Below are 19,022 nucleotides of genomic sequence, written 5' to 3' on the forward strand. Positions count from 1 at the left end.
TCATCAAGTTCGTAGCGTCCGGAGAGACTTGCCGGGGCCGGTGACGGTGTACCGGAGTCAGCCGCTGGCCCGTTCCGCGACAGCCGCTCGGATATTGATCATGGCTCGGGTCTTTCCAACGTGCGGGACACACGGGACACTGCGTTGCGCGGCCGGGCCGCGAAGATCGGCGTAACGTGTGTCATTTAGCTGCGCCGGTTCGCCGGCGCGGTCGTTGGTGTGCGCAAGACGTGGCAGTGGACGTGGTCTCGCCCGGTCCGCTGGCCGGTACGGAAGGTGATCCGCCGCCCCCGCGAGGGCGCCGTCAGGGAGACGACTCGAATGACATCAACGGCAACGAGGCCGCGGGGGGCGCGGGCACGCGCCGCGATCGCGGCGAAGACGTTGCGAACCGACCGCTGGTGGCTTGCGCCACTGATCACCGTCGTCGGGCTCAGCGCCTGGGTCATCTACGCGACGGTCCGGGTCTTCATGCACAAGTGGTACTGGGTCGACGAGTTCCACTACCTGACGCCGTTCTACTCCCCCTGCGTGACCGACCGGTGCGTCGAGGGCTCCGCCCACGTCGGCACCTTCCTGCCCGGCTGGTGGATCATCCCGGACGCGGCGCTGACCCTGCCGTTCCTGCTGCTGTTCCGGCTGACCTGCTACTACTACCGCAAGGCCTACTACCGGTCGTTCTGGTTCACGCCGCCGGCCTGTGCGGTCCCGGACGGGCACCAGGCGTACGGCGGGGAGACCCGGTTCCCACTGCTCGGGCAGAACCTGCACCGTTACTTCTTCTACGCCGCCGCGATCATCTCGATCATCAACACCTACGACGCGATCTACGCTTTCCACTCCCCCAAGGGCTTCGGCTTCGGGCTCGGCAACCTGGTCCTGCTGGCCAACGTGGTGATGCTCTGGGCGTACACGATCTCCTGCCACTCCTGCCGGCACATCATCGGCGGGCGGCTCAAGCACTTCTCCAAGCACCCCTTGCGGTACAAGGGCTGGACGTTCGTCTCGTGGCTCAACGTCCGGCACATGCAGCTCGCCTGGATCACCCTCGGCACGCTGGCGCTCACCGACTTCTACGTCATGGCGGTGGCGGCCGGCTGGTTCAACGACCTGCGGTTCATCAACTAGAGGCCCGGACATGACTGAGACGCGAATCGAACGACACCACTACGACGTCGTCGTGATCGGAGCCGGCGGCGCCGGCCTGCGCGCGGCGATCGAGGCCCGGCTGACCGGCAAGAAGACCGCGATCATCTCGAAGTCGCTCTTCGGCAAGGCGCACACCGTGATGGCCGAGGGCGGCGCCGCCGCCGCGATGGGGAACGTGAACCCGCGCGACAACTGGCAGGTGCACTTCCGCGACACCATGCGCGGCGGCAAGTTCCTCAACAACTTCCGGATGGCCGAGCTGCACGCGAAGGAGTCGCCGCAGCGGATCTGGGAGCTGGAGACGTACGGTGCGCTCTTCGACCGGACGAAGGACGGGAAGATCTCCCAGCGCAACTTCGGCGGTCATGAGTACCCGCGGCTGGCGCACGTCGGCGACCGGACCGGCCTGGAGCTGATCCGGACCCTCCAGCAGAAGATCGTCTCCCTCCAGCAGGAGGACAAGCGGGAGTTCGGCGACTACGAGGCCCGGATCAAGGTCTTCGCCGAGACCACGATCACCGAGCTGCTGCTCGACGGCGACCGGGTCGCGGGCGCGTTCGGCTACTACCGGGAGTCCGGCGAGTTCATCCTCTTCGAGGCGCCGGCCGTGGTGCTGGCCACCGGCGGCGTGGGCCGCTCCTACAAGGTCACCTCGAACTCCTGGGAGTACACCGGGGACGGTCACGCGCTGGCGCTGCGCGCCGGGGCGACGCTGATCAACATGGAGTTCCTCCAGTTCCACCCGACCGGCATGGTCTGGCCGCCCTCGGTGAAGGGCATCCTGGTCACCGAGTCGGTCCGCGGTGACGGCGGGGTGCTGAAGAACTCCGAGGGCAAGCGGTTCATGTTCGACTACGTGCCGGACGTGTTCCGCAAGCAGTACGCCGACAACGAGGCGGAGGCGGACCGCTGGTACAAAGACCCCGACAACAACCGGCGTCCGCCCGAGCTGCTTCCCCGCGACGAGGTGGCCCGCGCCATCAACAGCGAGGTCAAAGCCGGTCGGGGCACCCCGGCCGGCGGGGTCTACCTGGACATCGCCTCCCGGCTGCCGGCCGAGGAGATCCGCCGCCGCCTGCCGTCGATGTACCACCAGTTCAAGGAACTGGCCGACGTCGACATCACCAAGGAGCCGATGGAGGTCGGCCCGACCTGCCACTACGTGATGGGCGGCGTCGAGGTGGACCCGGACTCCGGCGCGGCGGCGGGCAGCGTACGCGGGCTCTTCGCCGCCGGTGAGGTGTCCGGCGGCATGCACGGCTCCAACCGGCTCGGCGGCAACTCCCTCTCGGACCTGCTGGTCTTCGGCAAGCGGGCGGGCGGCCACGCCGCCTCGTACACCGATCAGCTGGCCGCGCGCCCGAAGGTCGCGGTCGCCGCGGTGGAGGCCGCGGTGGAGACGGCGCTGGCGCCGCTGCAGCGGGACACCGGGGAGAGCCCGTACCTCCTGCAGCAGGACCTCCAGGCGGTGATGGGGGAACTGGTCGGGATCATCCGGCGGGAGGGTGAGCTGGTCGACGCCCTGGGCAAGCTGGCGGAGCTACGCGAGCGGGTGGCCAAGGTGAGCGCGGCCGGCGGCCGGCGCTACAACCCGGGCTGGCACCTGGCCCTGGACCTGCGCAACATGCTGGTGGTCTCGGAATGCACGGCGAAGGCCGCCCTGGAGCGGGCGGAGTCGCGCGGCGGGCACACCCGGGAGGACTTCCCGGCGATGGACCCGGCGTGGCGGCGGGTGAACCTGGTCTGCTCGCTGAACGGCGACGCGGTCCGGTTGGAGCGCAAGCCACTGCCGAAGATGCGCCCGGAGCTGATCACCTTGTTCGACCGGGCGGAGCTGGCCAAGTACCTGACCGACGAGGAACTCGCCGAGTTCGACGCCCTCACCGAGGAGGCGGGCAAGTAATGGGGACCAAGCGACAGTTCCGCATCTGGCGGGGCGACGAGAGCGGCGGCGACCTCCAGGACTACACCGTCGAGGTCAACGAGGGCGAGGTCGTCCTCGACGTGATCCACCGGCTGCAGGCCACCGACGCGCCGGACCTGGCGTGCCGGTGGAACTGCAAGGCCGGCAAGTGCGGCTCCTGCTCGATGGAGATCAACGGCAAGCCGCGGCTGAGCTGCATGACCCGGATGTCGACGTTCGAGGACAACGAGACCGTCACGGTCACGCCGCTGCGGACGTTCCCGATCATCCGGGATCTGGTCACCGACGTCTCGTTCAACTACGAGAAGGCCCGGGAGACCCCGGCGTTCGCCCCGCCGGCCGACCTGGCCCCCGGCGAGTACCGGATGCAGCAGGTCGACGTCGAGCGCTCGCAGGAGTTCCGTAAGTGCATCGAGTGCTACCTGTGCCAGAACGTCTGCCACGTCATCCGTGACCACGAGGAGAACAAGCAGGCGTTCTCCGGTCCCCGGTTCTTCATCCGGGCTGCCGAGCTGGACATGCACCCGCTCGACGCGAAGACCGACCGCAAGGAGTACGCGCAGTCCGAGATGGGACTCGGCTTCTGCAACATCACCAAGTGCTGCACCGAGGTCTGCCCGGAGCACATCAAGATCACGGACAACGGGATCATCCCCATGAAGGAGCGGGTCGTAGACCGCAGGTACGATCCCCTTGTGTGGCTTGGTAGCAAGATCTTCCGGAGGGGTCAGGTGCCTCAGACCAGCGTGACCAGCGAGCATCACAGCGGCGGCGCGGGCTCCGCGCAGAGCGGGGTGCACTCGCACGCCGGCGGCTCGCACGACGCGCGATCCGAGGCGCAGGCGCAGAAGGGCGTCAACTGGCACCGCCAGGTGCCGCACCCGACCACGCCCCCGCTCGACGCCAACGGCAAGCTGCCGCTCACCGAGCTGACCTTCGACAAGGCCGCCGCGCCGTCGCCGTTCGGTGACGACGTCACCTTCCCGCTGCCGCCGGAGCACCTCAACTTCGCGCACCCGCAGCAGGACCAGCCGAAGCACTGAGCAGCACGACAACGAAGACGGGGGCCGCGGCACACGCCGCCGGCCCCCGTCCCGTTTCCGCCCCCGCGTCCCCTTCCCCCGCTCAGGGGTTGGTGAGCAGGGGGCGCAGGGCGGCGACGATCGGCGCGTCGGCGGGAAGCCAGGCGACGGTGTCGAGCTCGGCTGCCGAGAGCCAGCGCAGCTCGGAGTGCTCCAGAGCCTTCGGCTGGTCGTCATGGAGGAGGCGGGCCATGTACACCCGGAGGACGGAACGGCCGTGGGCCATCCGGACGTCCCGGCCGACCCGCGCGCCGATCTCCACGCGTACGCCGAGTTCCTCGGCGCACTCGCGGACCAGCGCGGTCGTCTCGTCCTCCCCCGGTTCGACCTTGCCGCCGGGGAACTCCCAGCGGCCGGCCACCTCCGGAGGTGCGGACCGTTCGCAGGCCAGGACCCTGCCGTCCGCGATGATGGCCGCCCCGACGACCACCTTCGGCTCCCGCCCGCCCTGCCCGTTGCCGCTAACCCGTTCGGTCCGCACGGGCGTCCAGGGTGCCAGATCAATCGGCGGTTTGGGTAGCTGGGCATCGCCGTCAGGTCAGCAGAACACGGAAGTGTGGGCGTGGACACACGATCTGCACGACGACAGACTAGAGGGCGTCGACTGGGACACGGGACGGCGACGATTTGGCCACAAGCCGACAACGACGCCTGGGAGGTGCGGTGATGCGCGTGCTGTTCAACGGCCGGGCGAAGCACGACTACCTCAGCGACGCGCTCGCCCTGCTGTCCGGGTGGACCCGGGAGGGTGAGGAGATCCGCCGGACGCTCGTCCTGGACGACACTCAGCACGCCGCGTTGACCGAGCGGGTCAAGGTGGTCGCGGACGCGCTGCGCCTGCGGCCCGAGATCAGCCGCCGCGCCGACCGTACGCAGATCCGGGTGGGCCACGGCGACGGCGAGCCGCTGACGGAGGGTGAGGTGCTGCTGGCGGCCCGCATCGAGGACGCCGTACGTGCGGTCACCGCACCCTGAGCCGGCTGGCACGCGCCACCTACCGTCGGGGACATGACCACCCCGACGTATGACCGCAAGGAACAGTTCCAGCAGATCCAGAGCGGGCTCTTGGCCGGCGAGCAGATCATCGCCGTGTACGACGCGGTCGGCGCCGGCACCGGATTCATCGGCCTCACCGACCGCCGCGTGATCATCCAGGACCGGTCCTTCATCGGCAAGCGGTACGCCATCACCAGCATCCCGTACTCGAAGATCACCAGCGTCAGCGTGGTGAGCAACAAGTCATGGGGCGGCTCCTTCTTCTCCACCGGGGCGATCGCCATCCACGTCGGCGCGCAGACCTACGAGGTCGAGTTCCGGGGCGCACAGAAGAGCCACCACGTGCACAACGTGATCCTCCACCACATCTCCTGACCCCTATCCTGATCAACCATGGCGGACCTGCACGCGCACCGGCCAGCCGACGTCGACCGGTTCCTGGCCGAACTTAACCACCCGTTCAAGGCCGAGGTGGTCGCACTGCGGGCGATCATCACCGGGGTCGACGTGCGGATCACCGAGCAGATCAAGTGGAAGGCGCCGTCGTTCAGCCGGGGCGCCTACATCGCCACCTTCAACCTCCGCGACCGCAAGCGGGTGCACCTGGTCTTCCACAACCCGCACCTGGCCACCATCGACAGCCCACTGCTCGAGGGCGCGTGGCCGGACCGCCGGATGGCGTACTTCGCCGACCTCACGGACGTCGAGGCCAAGCGGGCCGAACTGGAACGGGTGGTCGCGGAGATCATCCGGCGTAGCGAGGCGGCGTGACGCCGGCGAGCCGGTCGGCGCGAGCGACGACGGGGAGCTGATCGTGGTCGCTCGGGCGGCCTGATCCCAGGCACTGTCCGGACATGCTCCCCGACACGCGCGCTGCCCCCTGCGGACTCCGACGGTGTCAGCGGCGGTAGGTCAGCTCGAAGTCGAGCGTCCAGTCGACACCATCGGCCGACTTCTCCCACCGCGCGTCGATGGTGTCGCCGTCGGCGCTCAACGTCCCGGTAAACCGCTGGTGGAAGCCAGCCGCGTCGCGCCACATCCGCCAGACGCCGTCGGCGAACGTCATCCGGTAGACCCGGTGCACGCCGCGCACATCGGCGTACAGCACGGAAAACTGCTCGTCGGCGTCGTCGAGGCCGACGAGTTGGGTGGTGGGGAACGGTGCGTTGTCCCGCCACGCCTGCGGCGCCGTGTCCGGCACCGGCTCGGCGTCGGTGAACATCCGCAGGTACTGGCCGCCCTCCACCCAGGTGACGTCCGTCCACCCGGTGCCGAGTCCCTCGACCTTCGGCCGCACCGTCCACCGTCCGACCAGCACGTCCAGCCGTGCGAGCGCGGGATGGCGTTGCCTCATCTCGGACCTCCTCCTGCCAACGTCGGACTCACGCTAAGGCCCGGGCCCGACATCGGGGTGCCCGGCACAGGAACCTGCCTGGGATACTCGTCCGCATGCGGGGGCGGTTCGGGGTCGTCAAACGGTGGTGGAACGTCCGCCGGGTCCGTTGGGCGCTGCTCGTGGTCGCGGTCGGCGCGGTGCTGGCTACCGGCGGCAGCGTGGCCAGCGTGGCGTGGCTCCGCGGTGGCGCAGAGGGGCACATCTTCACCGAGGCCGACGTGCCGGAGGCGCCGGTCGCTCTGGTCCTGGGCACCAAGGTGGAGGCGGACGGCAACCCGTCGGCCTTCCTCACCGCCCGGCTGGAGCTCGCCCAGCGGCTGTTCACCGCCGGCAAGGTCCGGGCGATCCTGGTGTCCGGCGACAACATGAACGCCGACTACAACGAGCCCGAGGCGATGCGGCGCTGGCTGGTCGACCGGGGCGTGCCGACGGGCAAGGTGGTGCCGGACTACGCCGGCTTCGACACGTACGACTCGTGCGCGCGGGCCAAGCGGATCTTCGGGGTGGACCGGATGACCGTGGTGACGCAGTCCTTCCACCTGCCCCGCGCCGTGGCGCTGTGCCGGCACTTCGGCATCGAGGCCAACGGGGTGGGCGACGACACCGTCCGGCAGTACTCCAAGTGGCGGATCGGATCGGTTCGCGAGTACGGCGCCTCGGTGAAGGCGGCGGTGGACGTGCTCTCCGGCCGCGACCCCGTCCACCTCGGCCGCCGCGAGACCGGCGTCGACGACGCTCTCCGCGCCGGCTGACGGCGCTCAGCGGGTCAGTCGCCGGGTGCACGATCCGTCGTGGTCGGCCCGGAGCAGACACCGCCGGCCGCCGGGCAGGCGCAGATCGCAGAAGACCCGATGGCGTACGCCCTGGTCGTCCTCGGCCGACACGGTGGTCTCGCCGGGGTCGGCAGCGGAGAGCAGGCCGGCCCAGCGGGCGACCACCCGGGCCGCATGAGACCAGCCGACGTCGCCGAGGCCCTCGTGCCGTCCAGGGGGCTACGAGCAGCCGGGAATAAGCGCTTGCGGCGGCTGGCAGGGTGGGCGGCATGCACGCCTTCGAGGATCTGCTCGCCCGCGTGAAGGCCGACCCGGCGGTCGTCGGTCTGGTGCTGACCGGCTCACAGGCGCGTGGCATGGCGACCGTCCATTCCGACCACGACGTGCACGTGGTGGTCGGTTCCCGCGACGAGCGGTGGCACACCACCCGGCGGATTGCCGAGTTGGACGAGATCGTCTGCACGCTGGACGAGTTGGCCGACACCTCCGACCTGTGGCAGCGGTACGCGTTTCGAGGCGCGCGGGTGCTGCTGGACCGGCTCGGCGGGGACGTCGCCGCGCTGGTGGAGCGACAGGCCGTACCCACCGAGGTGGAAGCGACCGCCTGGGCTCGGGACGCCCTCGACGGCTACGTGAACCTGGCGTACCGGGCTGCAAAGAGCCGGCGTGACGGCAACACGCTGGCCGCCACGCTGGACGAGCGGGACAGCGTGCCATGGCTGCTCACCACGGTGTTCGCCCTGCATGGCCGACTTCGGCCGTACAACAAGTACCTTCGCTGGGAACTGGAGACGTATCCCCTGCCCGCGCCCTGGATGGCGGCGGCCTTCCCGGCGCGGGCGCTGCGCGACCCGGTCGGGATGTTCCCGGACGTGGCGCGACCGGCGCGCGAGCGCGGCCACGGCGACGTGTTGGACGCCTGGGGCGACGGCCTGACGCTACTCAACGTCGGCGTCTGAGGGCGCCGGCTCACGGCCCGGCCTGCCGTTCGGGACCGGGCCGACCAGCTCAGTCTGCCGACCAGGAGCTGTTGATCACCTGGAACAGCGCTATGTCCTGCCATTCGCCGGCGATGTTGAGATAGGTCGGGGCGAGCCCGATCGGCAGGAAGCCGTTGCGCTCCAGCACGCGCTGCGACCCAACGTTGTGCAGCAGCGTCTCCGCCTGCACCCGGTGCAACCCCAGCTCCTCGAAGGCCACCCGTGCGATCTCCCGGACCGCCCGGGTCGCGAAGCCACGGCCGTTGTGGCTGGCGCCCACCCAGTAGCCCAGACTGCACGACTGGAACGGGCCCCGCACGATGCACGTGCCTCGAAGCCGCTGTGTGGACCTAGGCTGCCGACATGGACGGTCAGCCGGCGAAGACGACGTTCGACTTCGAGCGGTACGCGCGTCGCGTCCGGCTCGGCCCCTGCTTCGTCTGCGCCTTCGTGCGCGGTGACCCCGACTACCGGCACCACGCCGTCTACGAGGACGACGACACCATCGCCTTCCTCGCCCGCAACCCGACGCTGCTCGGCTACTGCCTCGTCGCGCCGAAGCAGCACATCGAGAGCTGGGTGCTGGAGATGCGGCAGGACGAGTTCCTACGTTTCCAGGGCGTGGTGCACGCGGTCGCCCGGGCGCTCGCGGCGACCCTGCCGACCGAGCGGATGTACTCGATGAGCCTCGGCAGCCGGCAGGGCAACGCCCACCTCCACTGGCACCTCGCGCCGTTACCGCCCGGCGTGCCCTATCACCAGCAGCAGTTCCACGCACTCATGGCCGAGAACGGCGTTCTCGCGGTCGATGACGGCACCCAGTCAGCCCTGGCCCGGGAGATCCGCGCCCACCTTCCGGTCTGAGGACCACGGACGAGGGTTGCCCGACTAGACGATCAGCTTCCGGTCTGCGGCGGATGCGGGCAGTACGTTGACCGTATGTATTCGACGCGCGTCTCTCAGCATGTCAAGGCCTCGCGCCCCGCCGTCTACCGGGCGCTGGTGGATGCCGATGCGATCGCCACGTGGCGGGTCCCGTCCGGCATGAGGGGCCAGGTCCACCAGTTCGAAGCCCACGAAGGTGGCGCATTCCGCGTCTCGCTCACCTACGAAAGGACGGAAGGCATCGGCAAGTCGACGTCCCGCACCGACACCTACCACGGCCGGTTCCTCAAGCTCGTGCCGAACGAGCAGGTGGTCGAGGTGTTCGAGTTCGAGACCGCGGATCCCGCGTTCGGCGGCACCATGACGATGACCACCACTCTCACCGACGCGGACGGCGGCACCGACGTCCTTGTCGTACACGAGGGGATTCCCGACAGCATCCCCGCTGCCGACAACGAGACTGGTACGCGCATGGCGCTGGCAAACCTCGCCCGGCTCGTCGAGTCCGGCGAGCCCTCCCGGTGACCGCGCGAAGTGTCTGTTGACCGCTCGGCATCGCCGTCGGTACGGTCATGACGCCATCTGCGGCGTCGCGAGGGAAACCGGTGGGAATCCGGTGCGGTCGCGCCACTGTGAGCGGCCTTCGTCTCGGTGATGGGGACGAGGCCGCGAGTCAGGACGCTCCTTCGTCGCAGTCCTTTCGTAGGGGACGCGTCATCCCCAGAGGAGGTCGACTCATCATGTCCAGTGCCACTCCGGCTCGCCCGCTGACTTCTCCGGCCGTTTCCCCCCGGATGGTGTGGGCGGTGCTGGCCATCGTCGCCGTCCTGCTGCTCCTGGCGTACCTCGTGGCGTTCGACCAGGGCGCCGTTTCTCGCAGTGGCATGTACCTGCACGAACTGATGCACGATGGTCGGCACCTGCTCGGCGTCCCGTGCCACTGAGCGCCGCCGCGATGCCCCCCTTCACCTCCGTACTGCTGCGTGGTCTCCTTGCCGGGTTGATCGCCGGCCTGCTTGCCGGGGCCTTCGCCTATCTTGCCGGTGAACCCCGCGTCGAGGCTGCGATCGCTATCGAGGAACAAGCCGTTCACGCCGATCCGGCGGCCGGCGACGATCACCACGCCGACGAGTTGGTCAGCCGCGACGGTCAACGCGGCGGGCTGTTCCTCGCCACCGGGTTGTTCGGCGTCGCCATGGGCGGCCTGTTGTCCACCGCGTACGCGCTGCTGCGGCGTCGGCTGCGAATCCGCCACGACGCCCAAGCCGCTCTCGCTCTGTCCGGTGCGGCGCTGCTCGGTGCGGTCATCGTGCCGTTCGGCAAGTATCCGGCCAATCCGCCCGCGGTCGGTGACCCCGACACGATCAACCAGCGCACCGGCGGCTACCTGGCCATGGTGATCCTCGGTCTGGTCGCCGTGTGGGCCGGCGTCCTCGCCTACCGGTCCATGCACGCCGGGGCACCACAGTGGTCACGCTGCGCCGTCGCCGTCGCCGGCTTTCTGGCCACCGTCGTCGTCGGCTACCTGGCGCTACCGTCCTTCCACGAGGTGCCTGCGGACTTCCCGGCGGGCCTGCTGTGGGACTTCCGTCTCGCCTCCCTCGGCACCCAACTGGTGCTGTGGGCCGGCATCGGGCTTGCCTTCGCCGCCCTGCTGCACCGTGGACCCGAGCGGCCCATCGGTAGCGAACCGTCACCTGAGGCGATCGTTCCTGCCCGATCGTGACCACGACCAGGCTTCAGCTGGTCGCCCACGCGCCCACCCGCGCCCTACGACTGGCGACCTTCGGTGGCGGAAACGTGGACCTGGACGAGGGTGGCCGACGGGCTGCCCTCGCCCTGGCCAACCAGGTCCCAGCGGGTCGGGGCGAGAGCTGCTGCCTGAGCAGTCCGGCCGAAGCGGCCCTGCAGACCGCGACGGCATGGGGATTGCGACCGGCGATCGAACCCGCCATCGCCGACTGCGACTACGGAGACTGGACCGGCCGTAGCCTCGACGAGGTCGCCGCGGCAAACCCCGGCGGCCTGCGGCGATGGCTCACCGACCCGGACGCCGCACCGCACGGCGGAGAAAGCCTCACCGCGCTCGTCGACCGCGTCGGCCACTGGCTTCACGCGCAGGCCGTGCGGTCCGCGCGAATCACCGCCGTCACGCACGCGGCAGTGATCCGAGCCGCGCTGGTCAACATCCTGCGAGCGCCGCCCGCGGCCTTCTGGCTACTCGACGTCGCACCGCTGTCGGTCCTGCACCTACGAGCAGGCAACCGGGGCTGGCGGGTTCACCTGGAGCCGCCCGGACCAATCAATGCCGTCAGACGTTGAAGCGGAACTCCACGACGTCGCCGTCCCGCATGACGTACTCCTTGCCCTCGATCCGGACCTTGCCGGCGGCCTTCGCCGCCGCCATCGATCCGGCCGCGACCAGGTCGTCGTAGGAGACCACCTCGGCCTTGATGAAGCCGCGCTGGAAGTCGCTGTGGATGACCCCCGCGGCCTCCGGCGCGGTCGCGCCGACCGGGACGGTCCAGGCCCGCGCCTCCTTGGGGCCGGCCGTCAGGTACGTCTGGAGCCCGAGCGTCCGGAAGCCGACCCGGACGAGCTGGTCCAGGCCCGGCTCGGACTGCCCGATCGACTCCAGCAGCTCGCGGGCCTCCTCCTCGGGCAGGTCCACCAGCTCGGACTCGATCTTGGCGTCCATGAAGACCGCCTCGGCCGGGGCGACCAGGGCGCGCAGTTCGTCGAGGAACTCGGCGTTGCCCAGCTCGGCCTCGTCGACGTTGAAGACGTAGAGGAACGGCTTGGTGGTGAGCAGGTGCAGCTCCCGCAGGTGCTCCAGCTCGATCTTGGCGGCGGCCGCGCCCGCGTACAGGTTGACGCCGCTGTCCAGGAGGTCGACGGCCTTCTTCGCGGCCTCGACGGCGGCGGCCCGGTCCTTGCGAAGCTTGGCCTCCTTCTCCAGCCGGGGCAGCGCCTTCTCCAGGGTCTGCAGGTCGGCCAGGATCAGCTCGGTGTTGATCGTCTCGATGTCGTCGGCCGGGGAGACCTTGCCGTCGACGTGCACCACGTTCGGGTCGGAGAAGGCGCGCACCACCTGGCAGATCGCCGTGGCGTCGCGGATGTTCGCGAGGAACGCGTTGCCCCGGCCCTGGCCCTTGGAGGCACCCCGCACCAGGCCGGCGATGTCGACGAACGAGACCGGCGCCGGCAGCACCTTCTGCGACGAGAAGATCTCGGCGAGCTTGGTCAGCCGCTCGTCGGGCAGCCCGACCACGCCGACGTTCGGCTCGATGGTGGCGAACGGGTAGTTCGCCGCGAGCACGTCGTTCTTGGTCAGCGCGTTGAACAGGGTGCTCTTGCCGACGTTGGGCAGGCCCACGATGCCGATGGTGAGACTCACGACGAGCCAGCTTACGCGGTTCGCCGCCCGTCCCGGACAGGCAGTCCCGCCGCCGAGCGAAAAGGGACTCCGTGCCCGGTGGGGGCCTGCCCAGCAGGCCGGGGTCAGGAGGGCTGAGCGGTCAGCAGCCGGGGCTCGATCCGGGTCTCCCGGACGCTGCCGTCCGCTTCCCGGGTCACCTGGTACGCGGCGACGCCCTCCTTGTCCGCCACCGCCTCGGCCAGCCGGGTGCCCCGGTAGACCAGCCCGACCCCGTCGTCGGTGCAGTGGCTGGTCGGCAGCGTGCCGTCGCCGACCAGCTTGTGCATGAGCGGCCGGCGCTGCCCCTCGTTGTCGTAGTGCACCCCGTTGCCGTACGGGAGCCAGCCCAGGCCATCGGTGAAGGGTCGCAGGGTCGAGCCGTAGCTGTCGGTGGCCCCGCCGAGGTGCCAGCAGATCGACCCGGCGGAGACGCCGCCCAGCACCACCCCGGCCTGCCAGCACTCGTGCAGGATGTCCTGGAGGCCGTGCACCCGCCAGACCGCGCAGAGGTTGGCGACGCTGCCGCCGCCGACCCAGATGAGGTCCTGGGCGAGCAGGTGGGCCCGGATGTCCTCGACGTTGGGCATCGGGAACAGGGCCAGGTGGGACGGGCGGAATCGGGTGCCGGCGAACGCGCCGTAGAACACGCTGAACGAGGTGGGCTGGTCGCCGACGGCCTGGTTCAGGTAGCAGATCCGCGGCGCGGGTCCGGCCTCCGCCAGCTCGGCCATCAGCTCGAAGATCGGCCCGGGCTGCGCGTCCCAGGGGCCGCGGTTGCGGCTGCTGAAGCCTGTGCTGGTGGCGACGATGGTCGGTTCGGCAGCCGGCATGAAGTCCTCCCGGTCGGCGGTCTGGCGATCTGGCGATCATCCTGCGCCACCGGCCTTGGGCACCCGCAGCCGCCCGGGTCAGCGACCCGTCTCGGCGGCAGCCAGCAGCGCGCGGAGCAGGTCGGCGAGGCGTTCCTGGTCAGCGGGCGGGAGGGCGTCCAGGAGACGTCGCTGCACCTCCAGGCCGGCGTCGGCGGCCTCCTCGACGAGGCGACGGCCGGTGTCGGTGAGGGTGACCCGCAGGCCCCTTCGATCCTCCGGGTCGGGTGATCGGCGGATCAGCCCGGCCCGCTCCAGCCGGTCGAGCCGCCCGGTCATCCCGCCGGAGGTCAGCATCAGCGAGGCGCTCAGGGCCTTCGGTGCCAGGGTGTACGGGTCGCCGGAGCGCCGGAGCGCGGCGAGTACGTCGAACTCGCCCCGGCTGATCCCCCAGCCCGCGTACACCTTCTCCTGGCCGTCGCCGACCAGGCGGGCCAGCCGGTAGATGCGACCGAAGACCGCCATCGGCTCGGGCCGCATGCCGGCCCGCTCCCGGCGCCACTGCTCGACGATGACGTCCACGTCGTCCGCTGCCACGGAGGAATTGTGCCGCACCTCGCACTTCCTTCTTTACTCGACACTGATTAGCTTAGCTCTAAGCTACTTAGCAGCGAGGGAAGAGGGCCGCCATGCACCGCCGCTGGACCGACGTCGCGCTCACCGCCGTCGCCCCGACCACGTGGGGCACCACCTACCTGGTCACCGCCGAGCTGCTGCCGGCCGACCGGCCGCTCTGGTCCGGCGCGTACCGGGCCCTGCCGGCCGGGCTGCTGCTGCTCGCCCTGACCCGCCACCGACCGCACGGCGCCTGGTGGTGGCGGGCCGCCCTGCTCGGCGCGCTGAACATCGGCGCCTTCTTCCCGCTGCTCTTCGTCGCCGCGTACCGGCTGCCCGGGGGCACCGCAGCGGTGCTGGGCGCGACCCAGCCCCTGCTGGTCGTCGCGCTCACGGTGGCCGCCCTCGGCACGCGGCCCGGCCGGCCGGCGCTGCTCGCCGCGCTGGCCGCGCCGCTGGGCGTCGCACTGGTGGTGCTGCGGCCCGACGCCGGCCTGGACCTGCTCGGCGTGGCGGCCGGGCTCGCCGGCACCGCCGCGATGGCCACCGGGCTGGTGCTCACCCGCCGCTGGGGGCGGCCGGCCGGCGTCGGCACCCTCACCGCGACGAGCTGGCAGCTGGTCGCCGGCGGTCTGCTGATCCTGCCGGTCGCCGCCGCCGTCGAGGGCGCGCCGCCCGCGCCGGACCAGCCCGCCCTCCTCGGGTACGCCTGGCTCGGGCTGGTCGGCACCGCCCTGGCGTACGCGCTCTGGTTCCGGGGCGCGGCGCGACTGCCCGTCACCCGGGTGTCGGTGCTGGGCGCGCTGAGCCCGCTGACCGCCGCCGCCCTCGGCTGGCTGGTGCTCGGGCAGGCACTCAGCCCGCTCCAGCTGGTCGGCTTCGCGGTGGCGGTCGCCGCGATGGTGCTCGGTCAGCTACCGGGCCGGGCCGGGCCGGGCGAACGGTCGGACCGGCTCACGCCCGCCGCGCCCGGGTCCGCTGCGGAGACTGCCCCGCCCATGTCCCCGGCGGGGGCCGGCCGGCCCGCGTCCGCCGCGGAGGCGAGCCGGCCGGCGCTCAGCCGGCGAGCAGACGGGGCCAGTCCGGCGCCTCGCCGCCCCGACCCGGCAGCGCCCCCGGCGGCAACTCGGCCGCGGCGGCGAGCGGCAGCGTGAACCGGTGTGCGGCGGCCGGGCCGGCCGCGTACGACTGGTCGAGCAGCCAGCGCACCTCGTCGACCGTCCAGCCCAGCCCGGCCCGGCCAGCGATCTCCCGGACCAGCCGCAGGCCCACCCGGGTGTCGTCGTCGTAGAAGCGCATGCACCAGTGGTGCGCCCACATGCCGAGCGCCCGCAGCCCCGCCGGGTCGAGCGAGCCGACGAGCCGGCCGCAGGCGGTCTCGGCGAAGGCCCGCCCCGGGTCGTCCGCCCGGTCCCGTTCGATCGCGCCGTACGCGGCCGGCGCCACCACCCGCATCCGGTCGTAGAAGCCCTGCACCACCGCGCGATCCACCCGAATCCGCCCCGACCGCATCAGCGGGCACCTCGCCCGGCCACGCTCGCCATCTCCCCGCACCCTCTTCTTGAGTTGGTTGGCGGGACCGTACCGACCACTACCGACACTTTCGGCGCCGAAAACCGTTGCCGCGTCAGGGATAGCTGGGCTGAGCTGGGGCGTCTGTATCACTGACAGACAAGCGCGGGAGGGTACGTGGACGAGGACGACCGAGCCCGGCTGGCCGAGTTCGTGGCCAACCGTACGCCGGCGATGATGCGGGTCGCGTACCTGCTCACCGGCGACCGGCACGCCGCCGAGGACCTGTTCCAGTCGGCGCTGGCCAGGACCATCCCGAAGTGGCGGACCCTGCGGCACACCGACCCCGAGGGGTACCTGCGCGCGGTCATGTACCGGGAGCAGGTGAGCTGGTGGCGCCGACTGCGCCGGCGGCGGGAGACGGCGCTCACCGGGGCGGACGAGGCGGTCCAGCCGGACCCGAGCGGCGGGACGGACGTACGCCTGGCCATGCGGGCGGCGCTGCGACGGCTGCCGCCGGCCCAGCGCACGGTGCTGGTCCTGCGCTACTACGAGGACCTCACCGAGACCCAGGTGGCCGAGGTGCTGGGCTGCACCGTCGGCACGGTACGCAGCCGTACCCACCGGGCGGTGGGCCGGCTGCGGCAACTCCTGCCGGACGTCGAACTCCTGGAGGTACGGCTGTGACCACGCCGTTCGAGGATCTCATCCGCGCCACCCTCTCCGACCTGGCCGAGGAGGCACCCACCGTGCAGGACCAGTTGATCCCGGCGGAACACCGGACCCGGAACCGCAAGCGCGTCACCGCGGCGCTCAGCGTGGCGGGGACTGTCGCCGCCGTACTCGTCGCGGCGCCGCTCGCGCTCGCGACGACCGGCGGGGACGCACCTGGTCCCGCCGCCCCGCGCCCGCCGGCGGCCACCACGCCGGCCGGAGCCCCGACCGCCGTTCCCTCCCCGAGCGGCCCGTCCGCGCCGACCGCGAGCCCATCGTCGCAGCCCGGAAGCCCGACCGCCGTTCCCTCCCCGAGCGGCCCGTCCGCGCCGACCGCGAGCCCATCGTCGCAGCCCGGAAGCCCGACGGCCGTCCCCTCGCCGAGCAGGCCCGCCCCGCCCCCGACCCTGCCTGTCCCGTCGCCCAGCGGGCCCGTCCCGACCGGCACCGTCGTCCCCTCACCCAGCGGTCCCGCCGCCTCGCCCAGCCCGCGCCCCTAACCTTCCCGATGCACGCCCGGATGGCCTCCGTGCCTGCCGCGCTCGGGTGGCAGAGAGCCCTCTTTCACGGAACGAGTGGTCTCGCGGCGCGAATTGACCACTCTTTCCGTGAACCTGCGCGGATCTTGGGATGACGGGGGGCGGGCATCGCGGCTGCGGCGGGAGGGGGCCGGAGTGGGCGTACGGCTACGTCCGAATCCCGCCAGCCGGGGGCTGGACCTGCGAGGCAGGATCGATGGCGTGGAGTTGGACTTCGAACGGTGCTACCGGGCAGTCGACAGCCGTGACCAGCGCTTCGACGGCTGGTTCTACACCGGCGTCACGTCGACCGGGATCTACTGCCGGCCGTCCTGCCCGGCGATGACGCCGAAACGGCAGAACGTCCGGTTCTTCCCGTCCGCCGCCGCGGCGCAGGGCGCCGGCCTGCGGGCCTGCCGTCGCTGCCGCCCCGACGCCGCCCCCGGGTCACCGCAGTGGGACGTCCGGGCCGACGTGGTGGGGCGGGCGATGCGGCTGATCGCGGACGGGGTGGTCGACCGGGACGGCGTACCGGGGCTGGCCGCCCGGCTCGGCTACACCGAGCGGCACCTGCACCGGATGCTCCGCGCCGAACTCGGCGCCGGGCCGCTCGCGCTGGCCCGGGCGCAGCGCGCCCAGACCGCCCGGATCCTCATCGAGACCACCGGGCTCGGCCTGGCCGAGGTCGCGTTCGCCGCCGGCTTCGGCAGCGTCCGGCAGTTCAACGACACGGTCCGGGAGGTGTACGGGGCGACGCCGTCCGAGCTGGGGGTCAGCCGAGCGGGACGGCCGGCAGCAGGCGGGGCGGGCACGATCACGCTGCGGCTGGCGTACCGTCCGCCGTTGCACGCGGCGGCGCTGCTGGACTTCCTCGCGCTGCGGGCGCTGCCCGGGGTGGAGGAGGTACACGGCGGGACGTACCACCGGGGGCTGCGGCTGCCGCACGGAGCCGGCACCGTCGCGCTGACCCCGGCCGACGGCCACGTGGCCGCGACGCTGCGCCTGGCCGACATGCGTGACCTGGCCCCGGCGGTGGCCCGCTGCCGCCGGCTGCTCGACCTGGACGCCGACCCGGTCGCGGTCGACGGCACCCTGGCCGAGGATCCCGTGCTCGCCCCGGCCGTTCGGGCGGAACCGGGCGTCCGCCTCCCCCACGCTGTCGACGGCTTCGAGATGGCCGTCCGTGCCATCACCACCCAGCAGATCTCCCTCCAGTCCGCCCGCACCACCCTCACCCACCTCCTCACCGCGACCGCCAGCTCAGTTGATCATGAGGTTGACGGCGAAGTGGATCTCTCGGATTGCCGCCAACCTCATGATCAACAGCTAAGGCTGGGGGCGTTTCCTAGTGCGGAGGAGGTGCTGGGGGTTCCCGACGAGGGGTTTCGGATGCCGGGGGCGCGGCGGGAGACGATCCGGGCGGTGGCGCGGGCCGTGGCGGACGGGTCGCTGGACCTGGCGCCGGGCGGGGACCGGGAGGAAGCCGTACGGCGGCTGACCGCCCTACCCGGGATCGGCCCGTGGACGGCCGGCTACGTGGCGATGCGCGCCCTCGGCGACCCCGACGTCCTCCTCGCCACCGACCTGGGCGTACGCCGGGGCGCCGCCGCGCTCGGCCTGCCCGACGACCCGAAGAACCTCGACGCGTACGCCGACCGCTGGCGCCCCTGGCGGTCGTACGCGGTGATCCGACTCTGGAGAGCAGCATGACCACACTGGACAGCACCGTCATCGACACCCCCGTCGGCCCGCTGAGCGTCCTCACCGGACCCGACGGGGCGGTACGCGCGGCCGGATTCACCGCCGAGCCGGCCGACCTGGTCCCGCTGATGCACCCGAGCCTGCGCGGTGAGCTGCGGGACCGCGCCGAACTGGGCCTGGTGACCACCGCCGTACGCGCCTATCTGGACGGTGACCTGACCGCGATCGACCCGGTCCCGGTGGCGCAGCACACCGACGGCATCTTCCTGGCGCACGCCTGGCAGGTGCTGCGCGACGTGAAGCCGGGTGAACCGGTGACCTACACGGGATTCGCCGAGCTGGCCGGGCGGCCGGCCGCGGTCCGCGCCGCCGCGGCGGCCTGCGCCCGCAACGCGGCCGCCCTCTTCGTCCCCTGCCACCGGGTGCTGCGCACCGACGGCACGCTCGGCGGCTACCGCTGGGGGCTGGACGTGAAGAAGTGGCTTCTCGGGCATGAGGGACGGGTGACGGCTAGCTGACAGCGCTACCGTCACACCCTGCCGCTACCGTC

The 19,022-nt window shown here is 71.5% G+C and carries 24 protein-coding genes, 2 pseudogenes and 1 riboswitch; of the genes and pseudogenes, 18 read left to right on the top strand and 8 right to left on the bottom strand.

What is annotated here, in order from left to right; genetic code table 11:
* Window positions 1-321 precede the first annotated feature (321 nt).
* From A6A27_RS12725 to A6A27_RS12735, 3 genes are read left to right on the top strand one after another with little or no spacing between them, the layout of a single operon-like run.
* Window positions 322-1,128: a hypothetical protein gene (locus A6A27_RS12725; RefSeq protein ID WP_073834789.1), complete on the top strand. Its 807-nt coding sequence runs from the start codon at window positions 322-324 to the stop codon at window positions 1,126-1,128.
* A 10-nt stretch (window positions 1,129-1,138) separates the two neighbouring features.
* Entirely contained in the window at window positions 1,139-3,052 is a 1,914-nt protein-coding gene (locus tag A6A27_RS12730) for a fumarate reductase/succinate dehydrogenase flavoprotein subunit (RefSeq protein ID WP_073834790.1), read from the top strand.
* The gene (locus tag A6A27_RS12735; RefSeq protein ID WP_073834791.1) at window positions 3,052-4,116 is read left to right on the top strand and encodes a succinate dehydrogenase/fumarate reductase iron-sulfur subunit; all 1,065 of its coding nucleotides are present in this window, start codon (window positions 3,052-3,054) and stop codon (window positions 4,114-4,116) included. Before A6A27_RS12730 ends, A6A27_RS12735 begins: the two co-directional genes overlap by 1 nt.
* Window positions 4,117-4,198: 82 nt before the next feature.
* Here the strand turns inward: A6A27_RS12735 and A6A27_RS12740 are convergent, their stop codons facing one another.
* Window positions 4,199-4,636: a (deoxy)nucleoside triphosphate pyrophosphohydrolase gene (locus A6A27_RS12740; RefSeq protein ID WP_198940284.1), complete on the bottom strand. Its 438-nt coding sequence runs from the start codon at window positions 4,634-4,636 to the stop codon at window positions 4,199-4,201.
* Between the two features lie 185 nt (window positions 4,637-4,821).
* On the opposite strand from A6A27_RS12740, the gene A6A27_RS12745 reads away from it, so the two are divergent.
* From A6A27_RS12745 to A6A27_RS12755, 3 genes are read left to right on the top strand one after another with little or no spacing between them, the layout of a single operon-like run.
* The gene (locus A6A27_RS12745) at window positions 4,822-5,130 is read left to right on the top strand and encodes a 4a-hydroxytetrahydrobiopterin dehydratase (RefSeq protein WP_073834792.1); all 309 of its coding nucleotides are present in this window, start codon (window positions 4,822-4,824) and stop codon (window positions 5,128-5,130) included.
* Between the two features lie 33 nt (window positions 5,131-5,163).
* A complete protein-coding gene (locus A6A27_RS12750; protein WP_073834793.1) occupies window positions 5,164-5,526 on the top strand; it encodes a PH domain-containing protein in 363 nt (120 codons plus the stop codon).
* Window positions 5,527-5,544: 18 nt separating this feature from the next.
* A complete protein-coding gene (locus tag A6A27_RS12755; protein ID WP_073834794.1) occupies window positions 5,545-5,922 on the top strand; it encodes a DUF1801 domain-containing protein in 378 nt (125 codons plus the stop codon).
* Between the two features lie 127 nt (window positions 5,923-6,049).
* Here A6A27_RS12755 and A6A27_RS12760 read toward each other — a convergent pair whose 3' ends face one another.
* Window positions 6,050-6,505 (bottom strand): hypothetical protein, encoded by a 456-nt coding sequence (locus A6A27_RS12760; RefSeq protein ID WP_073834795.1) that lies wholly within the window; start codon window positions 6,503-6,505, stop codon window positions 6,050-6,052.
* Window positions 6,506-6,600: 95 nt separating this feature from the next.
* On the opposite strand from A6A27_RS12760, the gene A6A27_RS12765 reads away from it, so the two are divergent.
* Entirely contained in the window at window positions 6,601-7,299 is a 699-nt protein-coding gene (locus A6A27_RS12765) for a SanA/YdcF family protein (RefSeq protein WP_073834796.1), read from the top strand.
* 6 nt (window positions 7,300-7,305) lie between these two features.
* Here the strand turns inward: A6A27_RS12765 and A6A27_RS12770 are convergent.
* Window positions 7,306-7,491, bottom strand: a pseudogene (locus A6A27_RS12770) (hypothetical protein); the annotation flags it as partial.
* A 98-nt stretch (window positions 7,492-7,589) separates the two neighbouring features.
* Between A6A27_RS12770 and A6A27_RS12775 the strand changes: the two are divergent.
* On the top strand, window positions 7,590-8,279 hold the full coding sequence (locus A6A27_RS12775) for a nucleotidyltransferase domain-containing protein (RefSeq protein WP_073834797.1): 690 nt from the start codon (window positions 7,590-7,592) through the stop codon (window positions 8,277-8,279).
* A gap of 49 nt (window positions 8,280-8,328) precedes the next feature.
* On the opposite strand, the pseudogene A6A27_RS12780 reads toward A6A27_RS12775, so the two are convergent.
* A pseudogene (locus tag A6A27_RS12780) lies at window positions 8,329-8,622 on the bottom strand (GNAT family N-acetyltransferase); the annotation flags it as partial.
* Window positions 8,623-8,663: 41 nt separating this feature from the next.
* Between A6A27_RS12780 and A6A27_RS12785 the strand changes: the two are divergent.
* From A6A27_RS12785 to A6A27_RS12805, 5 genes are all read left to right on the top strand, one after another.
* Window positions 8,664-9,164 (top strand): HIT family protein, encoded by a 501-nt coding sequence (locus A6A27_RS12785; RefSeq protein ID WP_073834798.1) that lies wholly within the window; start codon window positions 8,664-8,666, stop codon window positions 9,162-9,164.
* Between the two features lie 75 nt (window positions 9,165-9,239).
* Window positions 9,240-9,710, top strand: coding sequence for an SRPBCC domain-containing protein (locus A6A27_RS12790; protein ID WP_073834799.1), 471 nt, complete (start codon window positions 9,240-9,242; stop codon window positions 9,708-9,710).
* 31 nt (window positions 9,711-9,741) lie between these two features.
* A riboswitch (cobalamin riboswitch) is annotated at window positions 9,742-9,890 on the top strand.
* A gap of 35 nt (window positions 9,891-9,925) precedes the next feature.
* Complete coding sequence (locus A6A27_RS12795) at window positions 9,926-10,129, top strand: CbtB domain-containing protein (RefSeq protein ID WP_083672575.1); 204 nt, start codon at window positions 9,926-9,928, stop codon at window positions 10,127-10,129.
* A gap of 11 nt (window positions 10,130-10,140) precedes the next feature.
* Entirely contained in the window at window positions 10,141-10,911 is a 771-nt protein-coding gene (locus A6A27_RS12800; protein ID WP_143193982.1) for a CbtA family protein, read from the top strand.
* Entirely contained in the window at window positions 10,908-11,507 is a 600-nt protein-coding gene (locus A6A27_RS12805) for a histidine phosphatase family protein (RefSeq protein ID WP_073834802.1), read from the top strand. The genes A6A27_RS12800 and A6A27_RS12805 overlap by 4 nt, the downstream gene beginning before the upstream one ends.
* Here A6A27_RS12805 and ychF read toward each other — a convergent pair.
* The 3 genes from ychF to A6A27_RS12820 form a co-directional block, all read right to left on the bottom strand.
* Window positions 11,497-12,582, bottom strand: a complete 1,086-nt coding sequence (ychF, locus tag A6A27_RS12810; RefSeq protein ID WP_073834803.1) for a redox-regulated ATPase YchF — start codon at window positions 12,580-12,582, stop codon at window positions 11,497-11,499. The genes A6A27_RS12805 and ychF overlap by 11 nt on opposite strands.
* Window positions 12,583-12,686: 104 nt before the next feature.
* On the bottom strand, window positions 12,687-13,433 hold the full coding sequence (locus tag A6A27_RS12815) for a peptidase E (protein ID WP_073834804.1): 747 nt from the start codon (window positions 13,431-13,433) through the stop codon (window positions 12,687-12,689).
* 78 nt (window positions 13,434-13,511) lie between these two features.
* Window positions 13,512-14,009, bottom strand: coding sequence for a MarR family winged helix-turn-helix transcriptional regulator (locus tag A6A27_RS12820; protein WP_143193983.1), 498 nt, complete (start codon window positions 14,007-14,009; stop codon window positions 13,512-13,514).
* A 92-nt stretch (window positions 14,010-14,101) separates the two neighbouring features.
* Between A6A27_RS12820 and A6A27_RS12825 the strand changes: the two genes are divergently transcribed.
* Entirely contained in the window at window positions 14,102-15,181 is a 1,080-nt protein-coding gene (locus A6A27_RS12825; protein ID WP_198940285.1) for an EamA family transporter, read from the top strand.
* Here the strand turns inward: A6A27_RS12825 and A6A27_RS44975 are convergent.
* Window positions 15,084-15,539, bottom strand: a complete 456-nt coding sequence (locus tag A6A27_RS44975) for a hypothetical protein (protein WP_198940286.1) — start codon at window positions 15,537-15,539, stop codon at window positions 15,084-15,086. The two genes, A6A27_RS12825 and A6A27_RS44975, sit on opposite strands and share 98 nt — an antisense overlap.
* Window positions 15,540-15,716: 177 nt before the next feature.
* Here A6A27_RS44975 and A6A27_RS12830 point away from each other — a divergent pair, with 177 nt between their 5' ends.
* The 4 genes from A6A27_RS12830 (at window position 15,717) to A6A27_RS12845 (ending at window position 18,990) form a co-directional block, all read left to right on the top strand.
* On the top strand, window positions 15,717-16,226 hold the full coding sequence (locus A6A27_RS12830) for a SigE family RNA polymerase sigma factor (RefSeq protein WP_073834805.1): 510 nt from the start codon (window positions 15,717-15,719) through the stop codon (window positions 16,224-16,226).
* On the top strand, window positions 16,223-16,753 hold the full coding sequence (locus A6A27_RS44225) for a hypothetical protein (RefSeq protein ID WP_073834806.1): 531 nt from the start codon (window positions 16,223-16,225) through the stop codon (window positions 16,751-16,753). Before A6A27_RS12830 ends, A6A27_RS44225 begins: the two co-directional genes overlap by 4 nt.
* Before the next feature lie 240 nt (window positions 16,754-16,993).
* Window positions 16,994-18,481, top strand: a complete 1,488-nt coding sequence (locus A6A27_RS12840; protein WP_073834807.1) for a DNA-3-methyladenine glycosylase 2 family protein — start codon at window positions 16,994-16,996, stop codon at window positions 18,479-18,481.
* Window positions 18,478-18,990 (top strand): methylated-DNA--[protein]-cysteine S-methyltransferase, encoded by a 513-nt coding sequence (locus A6A27_RS12845; protein ID WP_073834808.1) that lies wholly within the window; start codon window positions 18,478-18,480, stop codon window positions 18,988-18,990. Before A6A27_RS12840 ends, A6A27_RS12845 begins: the two co-directional genes overlap by 4 nt.
* Window positions 18,991-19,022 lie beyond the last annotated feature (32 nt).

The sequence above is a fragment of the Micromonospora sp. CB01531 genome (assembly GCF_001905095.1).
Lineage (GTDB): Bacteria > Actinomycetota > Actinomycetes > Mycobacteriales > Micromonosporaceae > Micromonospora.

Bases quoted from the DNA above. Each gene is read 5' to 3' on its own strand.
- A6A27_RS12725 (WP_073834789.1), top strand. From the start codon at position 322: ATGACATCAACGGCAACGAGGCCGCGGGGGGCGCGGGCACGCGCCGCG.
- A6A27_RS12730 (WP_073834790.1), top strand. From the start codon at position 1,139: ATGACTGAGACGCGAATCGAACGACACCACTACGACGTCGTCGTGATC.
- A6A27_RS12735 (WP_073834791.1), top strand. From the start codon at position 3,052: ATGGGGACCAAGCGACAGTTCCGCATCTGGCGGGGCGACGAGAGCGGC.
- A6A27_RS12745 (WP_073834792.1), top strand. From the start codon at position 4,822: ATGCGCGTGCTGTTCAACGGCCGGGCGAAGCACGACTACCTCAGCGAC.
- A6A27_RS12750 (WP_073834793.1), top strand. From the start codon at position 5,164: ATGACCACCCCGACGTATGACCGCAAGGAACAGTTCCAGCAGATCCAG.
- A6A27_RS12755 (WP_073834794.1), top strand. From the start codon at position 5,545: ATGGCGGACCTGCACGCGCACCGGCCAGCCGACGTCGACCGGTTCCTG.
- A6A27_RS12760 (WP_073834795.1), bottom strand. From the start codon at position 6,505: ATGAGGCAACGCCATCCCGCGCTCGCACGGCTGGACGTGCTGGTCGGA.
- A6A27_RS12765 (WP_073834796.1), top strand. From the start codon at position 6,601: ATGCGGGGGCGGTTCGGGGTCGTCAAACGGTGGTGGAACGTCCGCCGG.
- A6A27_RS12775 (WP_073834797.1), top strand. From the start codon at position 7,590: ATGCACGCCTTCGAGGATCTGCTCGCCCGCGTGAAGGCCGACCCGGCG.
- A6A27_RS12785 (WP_073834798.1), top strand. From the start codon at position 8,664: ATGGACGGTCAGCCGGCGAAGACGACGTTCGACTTCGAGCGGTACGCG.
- A6A27_RS12790 (WP_073834799.1), top strand. From the start codon at position 9,240: ATGTATTCGACGCGCGTCTCTCAGCATGTCAAGGCCTCGCGCCCCGCC.
- A6A27_RS12795 (WP_083672575.1), top strand. From the start codon at position 9,926: ATGTCCAGTGCCACTCCGGCTCGCCCGCTGACTTCTCCGGCCGTTTCC.
- A6A27_RS12800 (WP_143193982.1), top strand. From the start codon at position 10,141: ATGCCCCCCTTCACCTCCGTACTGCTGCGTGGTCTCCTTGCCGGGTTG.
- A6A27_RS12815 (WP_073834804.1), bottom strand. From the start codon at position 13,433: ATGCCGGCTGCCGAACCGACCATCGTCGCCACCAGCACAGGCTTCAGC.
- A6A27_RS12825 (WP_198940285.1), top strand. From the start codon at position 14,102: ATGCACCGCCGCTGGACCGACGTCGCGCTCACCGCCGTCGCCCCGACC.
- A6A27_RS44975 (WP_198940286.1), bottom strand. From the start codon at position 15,539: ATGCGGTCGGGGCGGATTCGGGTGGATCGCGCGGTGGTGCAGGGCTTC.
- A6A27_RS12845 (WP_073834808.1), top strand. From the start codon at position 18,478: ATGACCACACTGGACAGCACCGTCATCGACACCCCCGTCGGCCCGCTG.